At 67.4% G+C, this 16574-nt stretch carries 16 protein-coding genes; 5 read left to right on the top strand and 11 right to left on the bottom strand.

Features of this window, described 5'->3' with window-relative positions; all coding sequences use genetic code 11:
* The first annotated feature begins 15 nt into the window (after positions 1-15).
* The 5 genes from LI92_RS02975 to LI92_RS02995 all read left to right on the top strand — a co-directional run bounded on the left by LI92_RS02975 (position 16) and on the right by LI92_RS02995 (position 4328).
* Positions 16-702, top strand: coding sequence for an IclR family transcriptional regulator domain-containing protein (locus LI92_RS02975; RefSeq protein WP_082109516.1), 687 nt, complete (start codon positions 16-18; stop codon positions 700-702).
* Between the two features lie 19 nt (positions 703-721).
* Positions 722-2341, top strand: coding sequence for an FAD-dependent oxidoreductase (locus LI92_RS02980; protein WP_046315744.1), 1620 nt, complete (start codon positions 722-724; stop codon positions 2339-2341).
* Positions 2342-2496: 155 nt separating this feature from the next.
* Positions 2497-2886: an Rv2576c family protein gene (locus LI92_RS02985; RefSeq protein ID WP_046315747.1), complete on the top strand. Its 390-nt coding sequence runs from the start codon at positions 2497-2499 to the stop codon at positions 2884-2886.
* 36 nt (positions 2887-2922) lie between these two features.
* A complete protein-coding gene (locus LI92_RS02990; RefSeq protein WP_046315749.1) occupies positions 2923-3699 on the top strand; it encodes an Rv1363c family protein in 777 nt (258 codons plus the stop codon).
* Complete coding sequence (locus LI92_RS02995) at positions 3696-4328, top strand: twin-arginine translocation pathway signal (protein ID WP_052740682.1); 633 nt, start codon at positions 3696-3698, stop codon at positions 4326-4328. The genes LI92_RS02990 and LI92_RS02995 overlap by 4 nt, the downstream gene beginning before the upstream one ends.
* Before the next feature lie 15 nt (positions 4329-4343).
* Here LI92_RS02995 and LI92_RS03000 read toward each other — a convergent pair whose 3' ends face one another.
* The 11 genes from LI92_RS03000 to LI92_RS03050 form a co-directional block, all read right to left on the bottom strand.
* Positions 4344-4802 carry a hypothetical protein gene (locus tag LI92_RS03000; protein ID WP_046315751.1) on the bottom strand — a complete coding sequence of 153 codons (459 nt, stop codon included), beginning with the start codon at positions 4800-4802 and terminating at the stop codon, positions 4344-4346.
* A 36-nt stretch (positions 4803-4838) separates the two neighbouring features.
* Positions 4839-5261: a hypothetical protein gene (locus LI92_RS03005; protein ID WP_046315753.1), complete on the bottom strand. Its 423-nt coding sequence runs from the start codon at positions 5259-5261 to the stop codon at positions 4839-4841.
* 15 nt (positions 5262-5276) lie between these two features.
* Positions 5277-5783, bottom strand: coding sequence for an Rv2253/PknI dimerization domain-containing protein (locus LI92_RS03010; protein WP_052740683.1), 507 nt, complete (start codon positions 5781-5783; stop codon positions 5277-5279).
* Between the two features lie 15 nt (positions 5784-5798).
* The gene (locus tag LI92_RS03015; RefSeq protein WP_046315755.1) at positions 5799-7349 is read right to left on the bottom strand and encodes an MCE family protein; all 1551 of its coding nucleotides are present in this window, start codon (positions 7347-7349) and stop codon (positions 5799-5801) included.
* On the bottom strand, positions 7350-8513 hold the full coding sequence (locus LI92_RS03020; protein WP_046315757.1) for an MCE family protein: 1164 nt from the start codon (positions 8511-8513) through the stop codon (positions 7350-7352).
* Positions 8510-9964 (bottom strand): MCE family protein, encoded by a 1455-nt coding sequence (locus LI92_RS03025; protein WP_152665311.1) that lies wholly within the window; start codon positions 9962-9964, stop codon positions 8510-8512. The genes LI92_RS03020 and LI92_RS03025 overlap by 4 nt, the downstream gene beginning before the upstream one ends.
* Positions 9961-11055, bottom strand: coding sequence for an MCE family protein (locus LI92_RS03030; RefSeq protein WP_046315760.1), 1095 nt, complete (start codon positions 11053-11055; stop codon positions 9961-9963). The genes LI92_RS03025 and LI92_RS03030 overlap by 4 nt, the downstream gene beginning before the upstream one ends.
* Before the next feature lie 46 nt (positions 11056-11101).
* Complete coding sequence (locus LI92_RS03035; RefSeq protein ID WP_046315762.1) at positions 11102-12130, bottom strand: MCE family protein; 1029 nt, start codon at positions 12128-12130, stop codon at positions 11102-11104.
* Positions 12127-13425 (bottom strand): MCE family protein, encoded by a 1299-nt coding sequence (locus LI92_RS03040; protein WP_286134820.1) that lies wholly within the window; start codon positions 13423-13425, stop codon positions 12127-12129. The genes LI92_RS03035 and LI92_RS03040 overlap by 4 nt, the downstream gene beginning before the upstream one ends.
* Before the next feature lie 270 nt (positions 13426-13695).
* A complete protein-coding gene (locus LI92_RS03045) occupies positions 13696-14901 on the bottom strand; it encodes a CaiB/BaiF CoA transferase family protein (RefSeq protein ID WP_046315764.1) in 1206 nt (401 codons plus the stop codon).
* The gene (locus LI92_RS03050) at positions 14898-16388 is read right to left on the bottom strand and encodes an aldehyde dehydrogenase family protein (RefSeq protein WP_046315766.1); all 1491 of its coding nucleotides are present in this window, start codon (positions 16386-16388) and stop codon (positions 14898-14900) included. Before LI92_RS03050 ends, LI92_RS03045 begins: the two co-directional genes overlap by 4 nt.
* Between the last annotated feature and the right edge of the window lie 186 nt (positions 16389-16574).

The following is a 16574-nucleotide window of genomic DNA, read 5'->3' on the forward strand; positions in this document are numbered from 1 at the left end:
AGGGAGGCCGCACCGATGCCCGACGCCGCCGAGCCCGCGCGGGGTTCGCAGACCCTGGCCCGGGGACTGGCCGCTCTCGAGGCGGTGGCCGCCGCGCCGAACGGACTGACGGTGCAACAGGTCGCCGACCACGTCGGCGTGCACCGGACCATCAGCTATCGGCTGCTCAACACGCTGACCGGCTTCCGGCTGATCGCCAAGGGCGACGACGGCCGGTACCGCCCGGCGGCCGCGCTGGCCGTCCTCGGAGCCTCGTTCGACAACAACGTGCGCCAGCTGAGCCTGCCGACGCTGCGCGCCCTCGCCGATGAACTCGGGACCACGGTGTCCCTGCTGATTGCCGAGGGCGAGCAGCAGGTGGCCGTCGCCGTCATCGTCCCCACCCAGGTCGGCTACCAGCTCGCGTTCCATGAGGGCAGCCGGCATCCGCTCAGCCTCGGCGCGGCCGGCATCGCGCTGCTGGCGGCCATGCCCCCGCGGCCCGGGGAACGCGACATCGTCCCGGAGACGCGGGAACGCGGGTGGGTGGTCACCCACGGCGAGATCGAGCCGGGAACCTTTGGGCTGGCGGTCCCGGTGCGTCGCCGCCCGCCGTCACCGCCGACCTGCATCAACCTGATCTCCCACCGCGAGGACGTGGTGCTGCGCGGCCGCGAAGCCGTGCTGGCCGCTGCCGGGCGGCTGTCGGAGGTCTTGAGCTGAATCCCGCCGAGAGGACAACATGACGACACCGGACTGGGACGACAACGTCGACGTGGTGGTGCTGGGCAGCGGCGCGGCCGGGCTGACCGCGGCGGTCACCGCGGCGGTGTACGGCGCCTCGGTCGCCCTCTACGAGAAGTCGCAGACCGTGGGCGGTACCACCGCGGTCTCCGGGGGGATCGCCTGGATCCCGGCGCACGACCGGATGCCCGGGCTCACCGTCGATGCCGCCATGGACTACCTGCGCGCCCAGTCATTGGGTGCCATGGACGACGACCTGGTTGCGGCGTTCGTCCGGACCGGACCGGAGATGGTCGACTTCGTCGAAGCCCACAGTGACGTCCGTTTCGAGGTCGCCACCGGCTTCCCGGATTACAAGCCGGAGCTGCCCGGCGGGCGCCCCGCCGGAGGGCGCTCGCTGAGTCCGCTGCCTTACGACATCTCCCGGGTCGGCTGCTGGCGGGACCGGATCACCTCCTTCCCGGCCGACTACAGCAATGTGGGGTTCGACGCCGAGACCCGCGCCCGGCTGCACGCCGACATCGAGGCGGACGCCGGCGGTGATCTCTGCGTGGCCGGCACGGCGCTGATCGCCGGGCTGCTTCGGGGCGCGCTGGACGCCGGCATCACGCCCGCCACCGGATGCCGCGGGGTCGAGTTGCTCGCCACCGAAGACGGTCGCGTCGGCGGCGTCCGCGTCGAGGCGGGCGGTTCGTCGCGCCGGGTGCGGGCGCGGCGGGCGGTGATCCTGGCGAACGGCGGCTTCGAGTGGGACACCGCGCTGGTGGAGGCCTTTCTGCGCGGACCGATGCGTGGTGCGGTGTCGCCGCCGAACAACACCGGTGACGGGCTGCGCATGGCGATGGCGCACGGCGCGGACCTGGCCAACATGGGCGAGGCATGGTGGGTTCCGATCGTGCGGATCCCCGGAGACAGCATCGACGGCCACCAGCGCAGCCGCAGTGTGCGGCTCGAGCGCACCCGCCCGCGCAGCATCATCGTCAACCGAGCGGGACGGCGGTTCGTCAACGAGGCATGCGACTACAACTCGATGGCCGGCGCCTTTCACTATCTGGATCCGCGCGGTGGGTACGTCAACGATCCGGCGTGGATCGTCTTCGATGCCGAACACCTGCGCCGGTACGGATTCCTCGGTGTGGCGCCCGGCGGAGCGGCACCTGACTGGTTCTGCGGCTCCCCCGACCTGGCGGCCCTGGCCGCCGAGACCGGGATCGACGAACACGGCCTGGCACAGACGGTGACCGACTGGAACAGCGGCGTGGCGACGGGCGTCGATCCCGAGTTCGGGCGGGGATCCAGCGCGTACGACGGTTATTGGGGCGACGATCAGGCGAGCACTGTCGCCGGGCGCACCCTGGGGCCCATCGATACGGCGCCGTTCTACGCCGTGCCGCTGTCCGTCGGAGCGATGGGCACCAAAGGTGGGCCCCGCACCGACTCCGACGGCCGCGTCCTGCATGTCACCGGTCGGCCCATCCCGGGACTGTTCGCTGCGGGCAACGCGATGGCGGGTGTGACCGGCCGGGCCTACGGGGGCGCAGGCGGCACCATCGGCCCGGCGATGGTGTTCGGCTTCCGGGCGGGGCGCGCCGCGGCCACCGCCGGCGTTGGGTTATGACCGGCGGGAAAGGGTTCGCCACCCCGAACACGGCGAAATTGCTATTCTTCGTTACCAAGAATTTGAGTCTTCGGCAGTGCGCCCGCTCGGCGGGTGCAGCAGTGGAGGGGCCCGTGACAGGTCGGCCGGTCGCCGCGTCATCCCTGGTGGCGGGAATGGCATGCGCCGGAGCGCTGGCTGTCGCCGTCCCAGCCGGTGCCGACGATCCGGCGCCGCACCGCGTCCGCTACTCGGTCAGCGCGACGCAGACCGCACAGGCATTCGTCTACTACCGTGAGGTTCAGCCGCCCAACTTCGCCGAATACAGTCACAACCCCTACCAGTACAGTCCGCGAGCGGACGTCACGGTCGGCCCCAACCAGCCCTGGATCTTCGAAACCACCTTGGCCGATCCGCAGGACTGGGCCATGGTGGTGGTGTCACTGCCCGGGATGCATCCCGAACTGCCATCGCCGGGCTTCGTCTGCGAGCTGCGCGTCGATGACGTCGTTGTCGCCACCGACGCCGGCACCAAGGGGGCGCTCTGCTCGCTTCGCACGTGGTGAGGGACCCTGGTGCTGAGCTGAACGACAGGAGGCCGTATGCCCTCGCGTGATCCGGCGAAGCCGGGCGGAAAGCACGCCGCCAAGCGCGCTTCGAAGGATGCTCTGACGCTGGCCGAAGCCGAGGCGAAGGCCGCCGAGGCAGCAGCGGAGTTGGCCCGCGCCCGAGCGGAGCTGCTCAAGGCGCAGCAGGAGTCGGCCGACGCGGGCGAACCGGAAACCGCACAGGACGCCGACGGCGACGCTTCCGACGCCGGCGAGCCGGCGCCGGATGTCGACGCAGCGGCCCCCGCCGAGGCCGCTGCCCAGCCCCCCCGACTCATCCGCGCCTGGGAGCGGCTGCGGTGGGTTGCGGCGACGGTCGCCATACTCGCCATCGGGGGACTCACCGCGGGCAGCGTGGTGATGCTGGTCCACCATCGCAGCGTCGCGGAGCGCCAACGGCAGTCCGCCGAGTACGCCGCGGCCGCCCGCCAGGGTGTGGTGACCCTGATGACACTGAACTACGAGACCGTCGAAGCCGACGTCCAGGCGATCCTCGACAACTCGACCGGCGAGTTCAAGAAGGACTTCGAAGCCCACGCGGCCGACTTCACCAAAGTCGCTCGTGACTCGAAAACCGTCACCACGGTCGACACGGCGGTCGCGGGAGTCGAATCGATGTCAGACAATGACGCGGTGGTGCTGGTCGCAGCGACCACCAAGGTCACCAATTCCGCGGGAGCCAAAGAGGAGCCCCGCAGTTGGCGCCTCACTGTTCACCTGGCCCGTGAAGGTGACCAGGTCAAATTGTCGAAAGTGGACTTCGCGGCATGAGTGAATCCGACCAGGAACCTGTGGCGCCGGAGCCGATCGACGAGGAGTCGACGACGGCAGACGGCGATGACGCCGCATCGCAGGTGCCAGACGAGGCCGTCGTGGAGTCGCCGGCCGAGCAGCCGGCGGCCAAACCGACCGTGGCCACCGCGCGGTGGGTCGCGGCGGTGCTCGGTGGCCTGCTCGTGGCGTCGGCGGCGCTGACCGCCTGGCTCTACTTCGGGGTACTGCGGGCCGACCAGCAACTCGGACCGGAGGCCGAGCAGGCGGTGATGGCTGCTGCCGCCGACGGAGCGGTGGCCGTGCTCACGTACTCACCGAAAACCCTGGAGCAGGATTTCAGCGCTGCTCAAAGTCACCTGACCGGCGACTTCCTCGCCTACTACACCGATTTCACCCAAAAGGTCGTCACCCCGGCCGCCAGGGAGAAGGACGTTCAGACGGTGGCCGCAGTGGTCCGCAAAGGCATCATCTCGCTGCGGCCCAGCTCGGCCGAGGTGCTCATCTTCCTGAACCAGACCACGATCAGCAAAGCGGTGCCAGACGGTTCCTACTCGATGAGCAGCGTCAAGGTCGGCCTGGAGAAGCACGAGGGCCGGTGGTTGATCTCCTCGTTCGACCCGGTGTAGCGGGTCGACCACCAGCTACATCCGGACCAGGGCGAACGTCCAGGTGTTCACCCCGCCCGGACCATTCATGCAACCCACGTCGAAATGCGATTCGACCGAGCCGGCCAACGTGTTCGCATCCCAGGTGAAGGTGTCGCGCGTCGGCATCGAGGGCCCGAACGGGCAGGTCAGACCGGTGGGGTAATCGGAGGTGAACGAGTACTGACCGTCCACCAGTCTGGCCGTCCCGCCGTAGTACCCGCGGCCGAAGAAATGCGGCCGATCGATCGCACTGATCGTCACACAGCCGGCCGGCAGGTCGTCGAACTTACCCATCGTCTCGCACGGGTAGGCCGCCCAGACCCAGGTGGCGTCGGTCCACCGGTTGCTCAGGACCTCATAATTGCCGTATCGCATGTCGGCCGCGGCAGTCGGCGCCACCACCGTGGCGGCGGTCAACGCGGCGAGCGCCGCACCGGCAGTGGTTCGTAGCATGGCGAACTCCTTCGACTTGCCAGGACTGTTGTGCCGCTAGAGATCTCCGCGGCGCCACAACGTGTATCCGTCTGCGGTGACACAGGTCAAGAACAGGCCGTCGGGAGCCTGCGCCACCTCGCCGGAGTACTCGTCGCACCTGCTGTTCTCCTCCTTGATGCCGTGCATCTCCGGAGAGCGGAACCAGCGCGGTTCGTAGCGGCGCGGCGACCCGCAGAACACCAGCCTGCCCGGAAGCGTCGACGGCCCTGCGACGGCCGACCCGAAGACGAAGTAGGTGGTGTTGGAGCACGGCGCCCCCAGCACGACGTTCGGCGCGATCCCGGGTGTGCACGCCGGCACGTCGCACATCGGCACGTACGGGTCGGCAGCAGACGGCGCGGCAGGCATCACGCCGGCAACCGTCCCGGCGGCCAGGCCCGCCGCGATGAACGCCTTCAACGATCCAGTGGTCTGCATGGTCGTCCCTCCCGCCTAGAGCCGCTGCACCGTCAACGCCATGACAATCACCGTGGGCTGATTACGCCCACAGGCACCGGATACGCCGATCGTTCTGTCGTAGCCGACCAGCAGATCGGTATTGCGTTTCTCGACCTGACCGTTGGCATCGCTGCCCTGGAACTGGTAACGCTGCCGCCCCGGCGACGTGGTGCCATCCGGACAGGTCTGCCAGTTCTCGTGGAAGCGATCGACGATCCAGCGCGAGGTACGGTACTCCAGCGGTGCCGTCCAGCCCTGGTCGCTGCTGACCTGCCCGGTACAGGCGTGCGCATTCTCGCAACTGGAACTGAACGTCCACACCGACGACACGTTGACCTCGTTCATGAATACATCGTTGGTCTTGGCCCAGTCGCCGTTGGAGGTGACCCGGTAGGACCCATTCAGTTCGAAGCCCAGAGCAGCGTGCGCCGGCGACGCCGGGGTCGACCCCACGAGAAGCCCGACAGTCGTTGTCGCAACGATCAATTCACGTGCGCGCATTCGTCCTCCCTCGGGTCAGAAAGGCATCAGGTCGGTCCACGACTTGGGCGAGGAACCGGGCACCAGATTGGTCTGCTGCTCGTATCGCCCATCGGGGGTCATGTACTTGCCGGTGTTCGGGTCATAGGGCAACACCGCGACCGACGGCCCCGAGTTCGGAGTCGCCGGTGGAACGGCGTTCGGCGACTCGGGAGGCGGCGCGGGCACCACCGGACGCAGGGAATCAGGCGGCGTCCCCGACGGGTTGGCCCACGGCGGCAGCGGGGTTCCCCCGACGGGAGCGAAGAGTCGGTCACTGAAGTCGGCCCGGTCATCGATCGGAACACCCTGCTTGAGCAGGTTCGGGTCGAACGCTCCGGGGCCGGTGAGGTGCTGACGCATCGCGATCGGGACGAATCCCTTGGGGTCGTCGCAGAGTTCGACGGTCGGCGCACGCTTGCCCGGGTGCTCGATACAGGGGAAGTTGCGGGCGCCGCGCACCGATATCGGTGAATCCTGCGGCAGTTTGCAGTACAGACCGTCGGGGGTGTCGATGGTGGTGGTGTCGGCCGGGGAACGCCACGACGACGGCGGTAGGAACCCCACGGTGCACGGGTTGGGGTCACCGAAGGTCAGGGTGAAGTCGCCCTGGGGCAGACCGGTCGGGTTGTTCTTGGGCAGACCGAACGACTGCTGCGCCGCCATGTATCCGGGCATCAACACCAAAATCTGCTCCAGCGACGGGTTGTAGACCATCAGCACCTGCCCCAGCGTGTTCAGGTTCGCCAGCAGGATCGGCAGCGTGGGCTTGAGATCCTGCATCAGCCCCGACACTTCCTCGGCGAATCCGGGTCCGCGTTGCAGGATGGCCCGCAACTGCGGGTCGTTGGCGGCGACCTGTTCGGAGATCCCGGCCACGCTGCGCGCCCAGGTCCGGATCGCATCGGTGCTGCGTTCCTGGGAGTCCAGCAACGGCGCACCGTCATCGACCAGCTTGCGCACCTTGTCCGAGACCCGGTTGGCGTCACCGCTGATGGTGGTTGCCGAATCCAGCAGTGATTGAAAGTCGTAGCCGGCGCCGTCGAAGGCCTGGAAGGTCTCGTCGAGCAGGGCACTGAGCTTGTCTTTGGGGATGCTGTCGACCAGGGCGCTGACCTGATCGAGCATCGGCCCGACCTGCTGGGGAACTTCGGTGTCTGAGGCCGCGATCACCGAACCGTCCTGCAGGTAAGGGCCGCTGTCGCTGCGCGGCTGCAGGTCGACGTACTGCTCGCCGATCGCCGAGACACTGCGCACCGCGGCCACCAGATCCGCCGGCACCTTAGGTGAGCGATCCAACGACAACGTGGCGCGCACACCGTTGGGCGTCAGCTCCACCTTGGTCACCGTGCCGATCTGTACGCCGTTGTAGGTGACGTTGGAGAACCGGTAGAGACCCCCGGTCTCGGGCAGGTCCAGTGTGACCACCACCCTGCCGATGCCGAGCATGGTCGGAAGTTGCATGTAGCCGAAGAGCATGGCTCCCACGCCGATGACCGACGCCACCAGGAACAGGATCAGCTGGATCCGGACAAAGCGTGTCAGCACCTAGCCACCGCCTCCCGAGGTGACCGCTCCCGGCGGGAGGGCCTGACCCGACGAAGACAGGATCGGCTCCTGCAGCGGATCGTAGGACCAGTTCAGATACCACGGGTCCCCAGGCGCCGGAACCAGTTTCGCGTCCTCGTCACCCCACTGTGTGCCGGCGAACATGGCCCGCTTGAGGCGGGGCTTGGTGAGGTCGAAGACCGCGAACAGGTTCAGGAAGTCACCCCGAACGGCGCGTTCGATCAAGTTGGGGCCGTAGGGGAAGGCTGTGGCGTAGGCCACTGCCGAGTTGAGTTCCGGTCCGATGTCGGCCAGCGAACGCAACGCCGGTTCGATGTGGATGAGGTCGGAGACCAGTTGGCGACCGGAGTCGTTGACCAGACCGGCCGACAGGTCACCGAACTGCCCCAGCTTGGTCAACGCGGTGACGAATTTGGGGCGCTCCCGGATCAAGATGTCGATGGCCGGCGGGATCTTGTTCAGCGCGCGGTTGATGGTGTCGCGCTGCCCGGCGAACGTCGTGGCCGCCCGGTTCATCTCTGCGATGGCGTCGACGATGTTGTCCCGCTGCCGGTCCAACGCTCCGGTGAAGCGGTCCAGCCGCACGATCAGGTCACGAATGTCGGCCTCACGGCCGGCCATGGTGGCGCTGAAATTGTGGATGATGTCACCGATCTGACCGAGTCCGCCTCCGTTGACCAGCACAGCCAGCGAAGACAGGGTCTGCTCGGTAGACGGGTATGTCGACGAGTCGCTCAAACCGATGGTGGACCCCGACATCAGCCTCCCCGTCGGAGCTTCTCCGACCGGTGGATTGAGCGCCAGGTGCATCGAGCCGAGCAGGCTGGTCTGACCGACGGTCGCGACCGCATTCGCCGGGACTTCGACACCGGGGTTGACCGCGATGTCGACGTTGGCGTGCCAGTCACTGACGGTCATCTTGCCGACGCTGCCGATCACCACGTCGGCGAGCATCACCGGCGAATTGGACTCCAGTGTCCCGACATTGGACAGCTGGACCGTGAAGTGTTGCGCCCCGGGCCCGCGGCCCTGAACGCCCGGCAGTGCCAGCGAGTTCAAACCGCCGAAGGCGCAGCCGGTGGTGGTGGCGGCGACCGCGACGGCCAGCGCCGCACTGCGCCGCAAGCGATTCAGACCGATCATGGCGAGGACGTCCCTTCCGCGGGTAACGGACCCGGCAGGCCGGGCGGCGGCCCCGGCGGCGGGCCGCCCGGCAGCAGCATCCCGTCGAACGTGGTCGGGCTGGGCAGGGGTGCTCCCGGAATCAGTGGCGGTGTGGCTGCGGCGGGCAGTCCGTCCGGCACGTAGGAGCCCCGTGGTTGCAGGGGATCGGTCCACCCCGGCGGAGGGGGGACATCACCGCGCAGCCCGGTGTAGGCCGAGATCGACGGCTGCTGTTCCGGCAGGTTTGCCGGGTGCTCGGCGTGCGGCATCAACGCCGGGTCGGTATAGATCAACTTGTCCGGGCTGGCCGCCTTGGTCAGATACGGGGAAACCGGCACCGGGAGGCCGTTGAAATTCAGCAGTCGCATGGCCGGCCCGAGGTACTGCTCGCACAGCTTGCCGGTCTCCGTCGACGTCACGTTACCGACCGCGCCGGTCATCGTGCAGATCGCCTGGACCGGGTTGCTGAAGTTGGAAAACGCGAACGAGCCCACCGGAGTTCCGCTGGACACGTTGTACATGTTGAGTGTGTTGGCGATCGCGTTCGGGGTGATGTGCAGAATATTGCGGATCGCGTTCTTCGAGTCGACCAGCGTCTGACTGACCTGGGCGACGCCCTGCAACGCCTCGACGGTCTCGGCCCGACTGCCCGCCACGAAGTCCCGCACCGTGTCGATCGCGCCGGCGAAGTCGGTGAGAGCAGCATCGAGGCTGGATCGGCTGTCGTTGATCACGCTGGTCAAGGTGGCAAGCCGGGATTCGAACACCACGATCTGCTGATCACTGTCACGCAGCGCGGTGACGAACGTCTGCAGACCCGAGATGATGTCCACGATGTTGCCGCTGCCCTCGGCGAAGATCCGGGCCACGCCGGACAGTTGCGCCAACGTCTCTCGCAATTTGGCGCCGTTGCCGTCCATCGCATTTGCCGCGCTGTCGATGAAGCGCGACGCCGACGTGCCCGAGACACCACTGCGTGGTCCCAGTTCAGCGGCGAGCCGGTTCAATTGGGTCTTGACCTCGTCCCACTCGACCGGGACCGCGGTGTGCTCGCGCGGAATCACCGCGCCATCGCCCAGGGTCGGCCCGTCACCGCGGTGGTAGGCGGGGGTCAGTTGGACGAAGCGCGCCGCCACCAGGTTGGGCGCGACGATGACGGCTTTGGCGTCGGCCGGGACCGGCACCTTGCGATCGATCCGCAACGTCAGCTTGGCCTGGGTGCCCTGCGGTTCAATACGGTCGATGGTGCCGACCGTCACTCCGGCGACCCGGACTTCGTCACCGGGATAGATCGCGGTCGCGGTGGAGAAGTACGCCGTGATCCGAGTCGGTTTCAGGATGGTCTGGCGGGCGAGTATGCCCGCGCCGGCTACCAGCAGCAGTGCCGCCAGGACGGCCGCCGCCAGGTGCAGTGGTTTACGAGTCATCATCGGGGCGGCAGATCTCCTGGTTGCGGAATCCCGTTGACCGGGAACGGCAGTTCGGCACGCGGCCCGGCATTGTCCGGCGGCTGTCCGGCATCGACGCCGCGCCGGAATCCGAACGCGTAGTCGAAGAACGGCTGGAGCAGCTGCGGCAGGAACAGGTTCGGAACATAGGCGCTGTAGTAGGCCCCATTGGACACGGTCTCGCCTTGGGTGAGTTCGTACTTCGCCAGACCGGGCAGCGCCTTGGCGAGGTTGTCCCGGTTCTTCACCAGGATCTTGTTCAGCTCGATGACTTTGTCGAGGGTCGGTCGAAGTTGTTCATTGTTCTGGGCAACGAGGTCGGACAGCTGCCGCGATACCGCCGAGGTGCTGGCCAACAGGTTGACGATCGCCTGGCGCCGGGTGTTGAGCACATCGACAAGGCTGTCGGCATCCAGGATCAGCGAATTGATCTGCTGACTGCGTTCGGAGAGCACACCGGTCAGATCGGCGGCCGATTTCAGCAGGTCGGCCAGGCCTTCATTGCGGTTGTTCACCGCCCGCGACAGCCGACTCAGGCTGTCGAACGTGGGCCCCAACTGCGGAGCGATCTGGTCGATGGTGTCCGAGAGGGTGTCCAAGGACCGGTTCAGCGACTCGGTGTCGGTACCGGCGGTGTTGGTGGTGAGTTCACCGACCACGTCGACCAGCGAGTACGGCGATGAGGTGCGGGTAAGCGGAATGACCTCGAGCGGACGCATCCTGCCGCTGCCGGCCGGCTCCACCGTCAGCACCCGCTCACCGAGCAGCGACCCGGTGCGAATGTGTGCGGTGGTCTGCCCACCCAACCCGTACTTGCCCGCCAGGGTGAAGGTCACCAGCGCGTCACCGTTGTCGAGTGCGACATCGGTGACCGAGCCGACCTTGATCCCCGAGAGCGTGACGTCGGCGCCCGTACTGAGGCCACCGGCTTCGGCGAATCGGGCCTGGTAGCGCACACAGGTGGCCCACTGGATCAGCTGTTCGGGCTGCAGGCCGATCGCAACGATGAACGCGACGACCGCGATGCCGATCAGTCCCATTCGCGTCAGTTGGCTGCCGTGGTATTTCAGCATCGGCGGGTCCCCTGCCGTGGCGGGGCGGCATCGGGCAGCATTCCGCTCATTCGGTGTCGCTGCATCGGCCCTCCTCCGCTTTGATCCATGGGAAGACCGCTGTGCGCCCTTGGGTGTCGCTGACCCGGATCTGAACCGCGCACAGGTAGTACTGGATGAACCCGCCGTAGGCGCCGAGTCGGATGGCTTTGCGGTAGTTCTCCGGCGCCTTCTGCAATGACATGTCCAGGCCCGGCAGGTCGGCGTTGATCGCGGTGGTCAACCGGTCGGCCTGTGTGATGGCCTTGGTCAACGGATCCCGGGCGTTGCCGAGGAGATCGGCCAGCGAGGCGGTGCCTCGGTCGAGCGCCGTCACCGCGGTGCCGATCGGGTCGCGGTCGGCAGCCAACCCGGCGACCAGCTTGTTCAGCCGATCGATCGCCCCGGAGAACCGCTTGTCGCCGTCGGCCAAGGTGGCCAGCGTCGTGCGCAGTTGGTCGATCAGCGATTCGATCACCTGGTTCTTGTCAGCAAGGGAATTCGAGAACGACGACGTTCGCGACATCAGTGAGTCGATGGTGCCGCCCTGGCCCTGCATGATCTGGATCAACGAGGCTGTGAGCGAGTTGACGTCGTCGGGATTCAGTCCCCGGATCACCGGCTTGAGCCCGTTGAGCAGCAGGTCCAGATCCAGGGCCGGGGCGGTCCGTTCGAGCGGGATCTGTGATCCCTTCTCCAGCAGCTGAGTCGAGCCCGGCCCGTCGGTCAGTTCCAGATAGCGGTCACCGACCAGGTTCAGGTAGCGCACCGACGCCTGGGTTCCCGTGGTGAGCGCAATGTTGCGGTCGGCGGAGAACTTCACCAGGACTGTTCCGTCTGAACGCAGCGACACACCACCGACCGTGCCGACCCGCACGCCCGCGACCCGCACGCTGTCGCCGGTCTTGAGCCGGGAGGCGTCGGCGAACACCGCCTGGTAGCCCACGGTGGGACCAGTCCGCACCTCAGCGAAGATCGCGAACAGAAAAACCGTCGCCAGCACCATCACCACGGCGTAGACGCCGAACTTGACCAGAGTTCCCAAACCGCTTCTCATCCCGGCATCCCCACCTGGGCGCTGTTACGCGGCGGCCCACCGATCGGCCCGAACAGCGCCTGCTTGAGGCCATCGGAGTTGAGCAGGATCCCTTGGTTGCCGTATTCGTAGGGGTTGGCTCCGACGTCGGCGATCAACGCGGGCACCCGGTATTCCGGCGGTACGTCGGGCAGGCCCAATTCGGTGCAGTAGGAACGGTCGGAGTGGGCCGCCACCTTCGGCAGATGGTCGGGGTATCGGTACCTCTCCTTGGCCAGGGTAAAGCTGGCTGTGATGATGACGCCGGGGACGTGGAACGGCTGGGATTTGACGAACGGCACCAAACCGCCGATCGTGCACCCGAGTTCGTCGTGGTACTTGTCCAGTAGCGCAGCCGTCGGCTCCAGGACCTGCGTCAAGTCCGTCAGGGCCTGGCGGTTCTCGCCCAGTACCTCGTTGCCGCTGTCGGCCAGACCGATAGCGCTGAGCAGGAAGGTGTCCAGGCTGTTCTGCTCTTGAACGATGCTCTCGCTCATGGTGGTCGTGGCGTTGAGCGCGGCGGTCAGGTCCGGGGCGGCGTCAGCGTAGGACCGGAACACCGGTGCCATGGTGGCGACCTCGTGTTCCAGGGTGCCCAGGCTGGGCTCGATCTCCGCCAGCAGCTTGTCGAAATCGGTGAGCGCCTGGCCCAGTTTCTGCCCGCGGCCGTTGAACGCCGTCGACACAGCGCTCAGGGTCTCGTTGAGCTTCTTCGGGTCGATCTTGTCCAGAACCCTCAACAGCTGTTGGAACACCGTGTTGATCTCGACGGTGACGTGTTCGCCCGCCAAGACCTGGCCGGCGTGCAGGCGGGCGGTGGCCGGTTCAGGCGGCGCCACCAACTCCACGGACTTGGCCCCGAACACCGTCGTCGAGGCGATCCGGGCGGTGACGTTCGCCGGGATCACCCGCAGCTGGCCGGGCTCGAGCTCCAGTCGCAGCGCCGCGGTACCGTCCGGCAGCGGATCGATGGACCCGACCTTGCCGACCTGAACGCCGCGCATCTTGACCTTGGCGTCGGGGTACATCACCAGCCCGGCTCGCGACGAGAGCACCGTGACCGACACCGTGCGGGTGAAGCTGCCCCGGAACAGGCTGATCGGCAACGCGATTGCAGCGGCGATGATCAGCACGGTGGCCAGCCCGATCAGCGGACGCAGATAGGCCGGCTGTTCGCGCCGCGCACCGGCGGACCGATGCCGGCCCGCAGCCGCCCCACGGGCGGGGCCGTCGAGAGAACCACCCAACGGCGGATCCACCGTCGCTCCCAGCACCATCAGCCCTCCGCCACCGCAGTGTTGCAGCAGGCGGCATCGTGAGTTCCCGCACCGGCACCGCTACACACCACCGCCCCCTTCCACAACGGTTACCGCCCACACCGCGGTCGGCCCCCGATGGTGTGCGCCAATCCGATCCGGGCACCAACCGGGCCTCCCCCGGCCCCGACCGCCTGCTCGAAGAGTTCTACGCACTGTGCCACACGCAGGGCACCCCGCGGGCGGCCTTGCGAATTCAGGCAACACGGCATCGAAGAATTCCCACTGTCCTCAGGTGACCGCACCGACGGTCTTGAGTTCGATGATCCGGTCCCAGTCCAGGCCGAGCTCGGTCAGGATGTCGTCGGTCTGCTCGGCGAAACCGGGCGCCGGGCCCGTCGACGGTGCGGTCACGTCGAACTGCACCGGGTTGGCGACCAATTCAAGCTCGCCGGCCTGCACGATGTATTCGTTGGCGCGGATCTGCGCGTCCTGAGCGGCCTGCAGGGTGTCCTGGACCGGAGCCCACGGGCCGGCCAGGGTGGCGAAGCGCTCACTCCACTCGGGCAGCGTCCGCTTGGCCATTGCCGCGCGCAAGATCTCCACGGCGGCCGGGGTGTGCTCGGCAAACGACTGCGCGGTGGAAAAACGCGGATCGTCGATGTAGGCGTCGAGCTCCATGTGTTGACACACGTCGGCCCAGAACTTGGTGGGCTGCATCATGACAAAGGAGATGTAGCGCTCGTCGGCGGTGGCGTAAACCCCCACCAGCGGGTTGATCGGCGAGCCGTGCACCCCGGGCGGCTGCTGGATCATGCGCTCACCCAGATGACTGGTCAAGGCGACGGTGTGGCCCATGGCCCACAGTCCGCTGCCCAGCAGCGACACGTCCACCACCGCCGGCTCACCGGTGCGCTCGCGCTTGAACAGTGCCGCCGCGATACCGCCGGCCAGGTTGGTGCCCGAGATGGTGTCGCCATAGGCGGGCCCAGGCGGGCCGATCATGCCCTCGATACCGGGCGGGGTGATGGTGGCGGCGGTACCGGCACGACACCAGAACGCGGTCATGTCATAACCGCCCTTTTCCGATTCGATGCCGCGGGGACCCAGCGCACTGCCGCGCGCGTAGATGATCTTCGGGTTGACCGCGCGGATGTCCTCGACGTCCATGGCGAACTTCTTGCGATGGCCGGGAAGAAAACTGGTCAGGAAGACATCGGCGCGCTTCGCCAGTTCGAGCAAGACGTCGCGGCCCTCGGGGGTCGACACGTCCAGGCCGATGCTGCGCTTACCGCGGTTGGCGTGCTCGATGTTGGGGTTGGGGTCGCCTTCGACCCGCAGCATTCCGGTTTGGCGCAGGCCTCGCTGCGGGTCACCGGTCACCGCGTGCTCGACCTTGATGACCTCGGCACCCCACTCCGCCAGCACCGCCCCGGCCGACGGGACGAACCCATACATGGCGACTTCCAGGACGCGAACACCCTCGAGCGGCCTCATGCCGGAGCCCCGGCGACGGGCATGGCGAAGGTCTTGCTCTCCAGGAACTCCTCCAGCCCGGCGACTCCCATCTCGCGCCCGATGCCGGATTGCTTGTAGCCCCCGAAGGGGGTGTCCGGGCTGAAGTAGTTGCCTCCGTTGATCGAGAACGTTCCGGTGCGGATCCGGCGCGCCACCGCCAGCGCCCGGTCCTGGCTGCCGAAGACCGCCCCGGACAGGCCGTAGATCGAGTTGTTGGCGATCCGGACCGCATCGTCGTCGTCGTCGTAGCCGATCACCGTCAGGACCGGTCCGAAGACCTCCTCCTGGGCGATCTCGCTGTCGGGATCGACACCGGTCAAAAGCGTCGGGGTGTAGAAGAAGCCGGGGTCGACCTTCTCCCCGCCGGTCACCAGGGTGGCGCCGGCGGCAATCGCGCGCTGCACCATGGCGTCGACCTTGTCGCGCTGCTTGGCGCTGATCAGCGGACCCATGTAGGTCGTTGGGTCGGTCGGGTCGCCGTAACGCACGTGCGAGAAGTTCGTCTTGACCAGTTCGACGATCTCGTCGTGATGACTGTTGGGCACCAGCAGCCGCGATGTCAGGGCACAGCCCTGCCCGGCGTGGGTCACCATGGAGAAGGCGGCGAACAGCGCAGCCATGTTGAAGTCGGCGTCGTCGAGGATGATCGCCGCGGACTTGCCGCCGAGTTCCAGGAAGACCCGCTTGAGGGTCCCGCTGGCGGCGGCCATGATGGCCCGGCCCGTCGGGGTGGAGCCGGTGAAGGTGACCATGTCCACGTCCGGATCGGTGGTCAGGGCCGCCCCGACCGCCGGGTCCGACGAGCTGATCACGTTGACCACCCCGGCGGGGATATCGGTGTGGTTGGCGATCAGCTCACCGAGCGCCAGCGTCACCAGCGGGGTGTCCGGCGCGGCCTTGAGGACCACGGTGCAGCCGGCTGCCAACGCAGGGCCCAGCTTGGCCAGGGCCAGCTGATTGGGGTAGTTGTAGGCGATGATCGCGGCGACCACACCCGCGGCTTCCTTCTCCACCCACCGGTGGTGCAGCATTCCCCGACTCTCCACGTTGCCGAGATCTTCGGTCAGCGGATAGGTCTTCAGCAGATCGGCGTAGTAGCGGACGATCGCGATCGGCTGGTCGAGCTGCGCGCCCTGGGTCAGCGCCGGGGTGGCGCCGACCTCGGCGATGGTGAGCGCCGCCAGTTCGTCACGGTGCTCGACGAGTGCCCGGTGCAGTTGATCCAGGCAGCGGATACGCAGCTCGGTGTCGGTGGACCAGTCGCCCGCGTCGAAGGCCTCGCGCGCCGCCGCGACGGCTGCCCTCGCGTGCTCGACGCCGGCCTCCGGCGCGTGGCCGAGCACTTCTCCGGTGGCCGGGTTGAGCGATGCATAGGTGGTGTCGGCACCCACCAGCTCGCCGTTGATCAGCAGGCGCCGGTCGACTCGCTCGTCGGCGGCGGTCTCGGCTGTGCCCAGCGAATGCATCCAAGCCTCCCGGCGGGTAACTAGATTCTCATCTGCGGCGAATCATACATCGCCTATACGAGAACTCAAGGGAGCGCGAAGGGCCTTGCGGCTGAGATCGTTCCGCCGAGAGCGCAAGCGGTTACTGCCTTTTCGCTGCTGAGAAGCGGTCTACGCGTGCCTTGCCAGAAGCAGTTGTGCGAGAGT

Origin of the sequence: Mycobacterium sp. UM_Kg1, assembly GCF_000972925.1 — a bacterium.
Taxonomy (GTDB): Bacteria; Actinomycetota; Actinomycetes; order Mycobacteriales; family Mycobacteriaceae; genus Mycobacterium; species Mycobacterium hiberniae.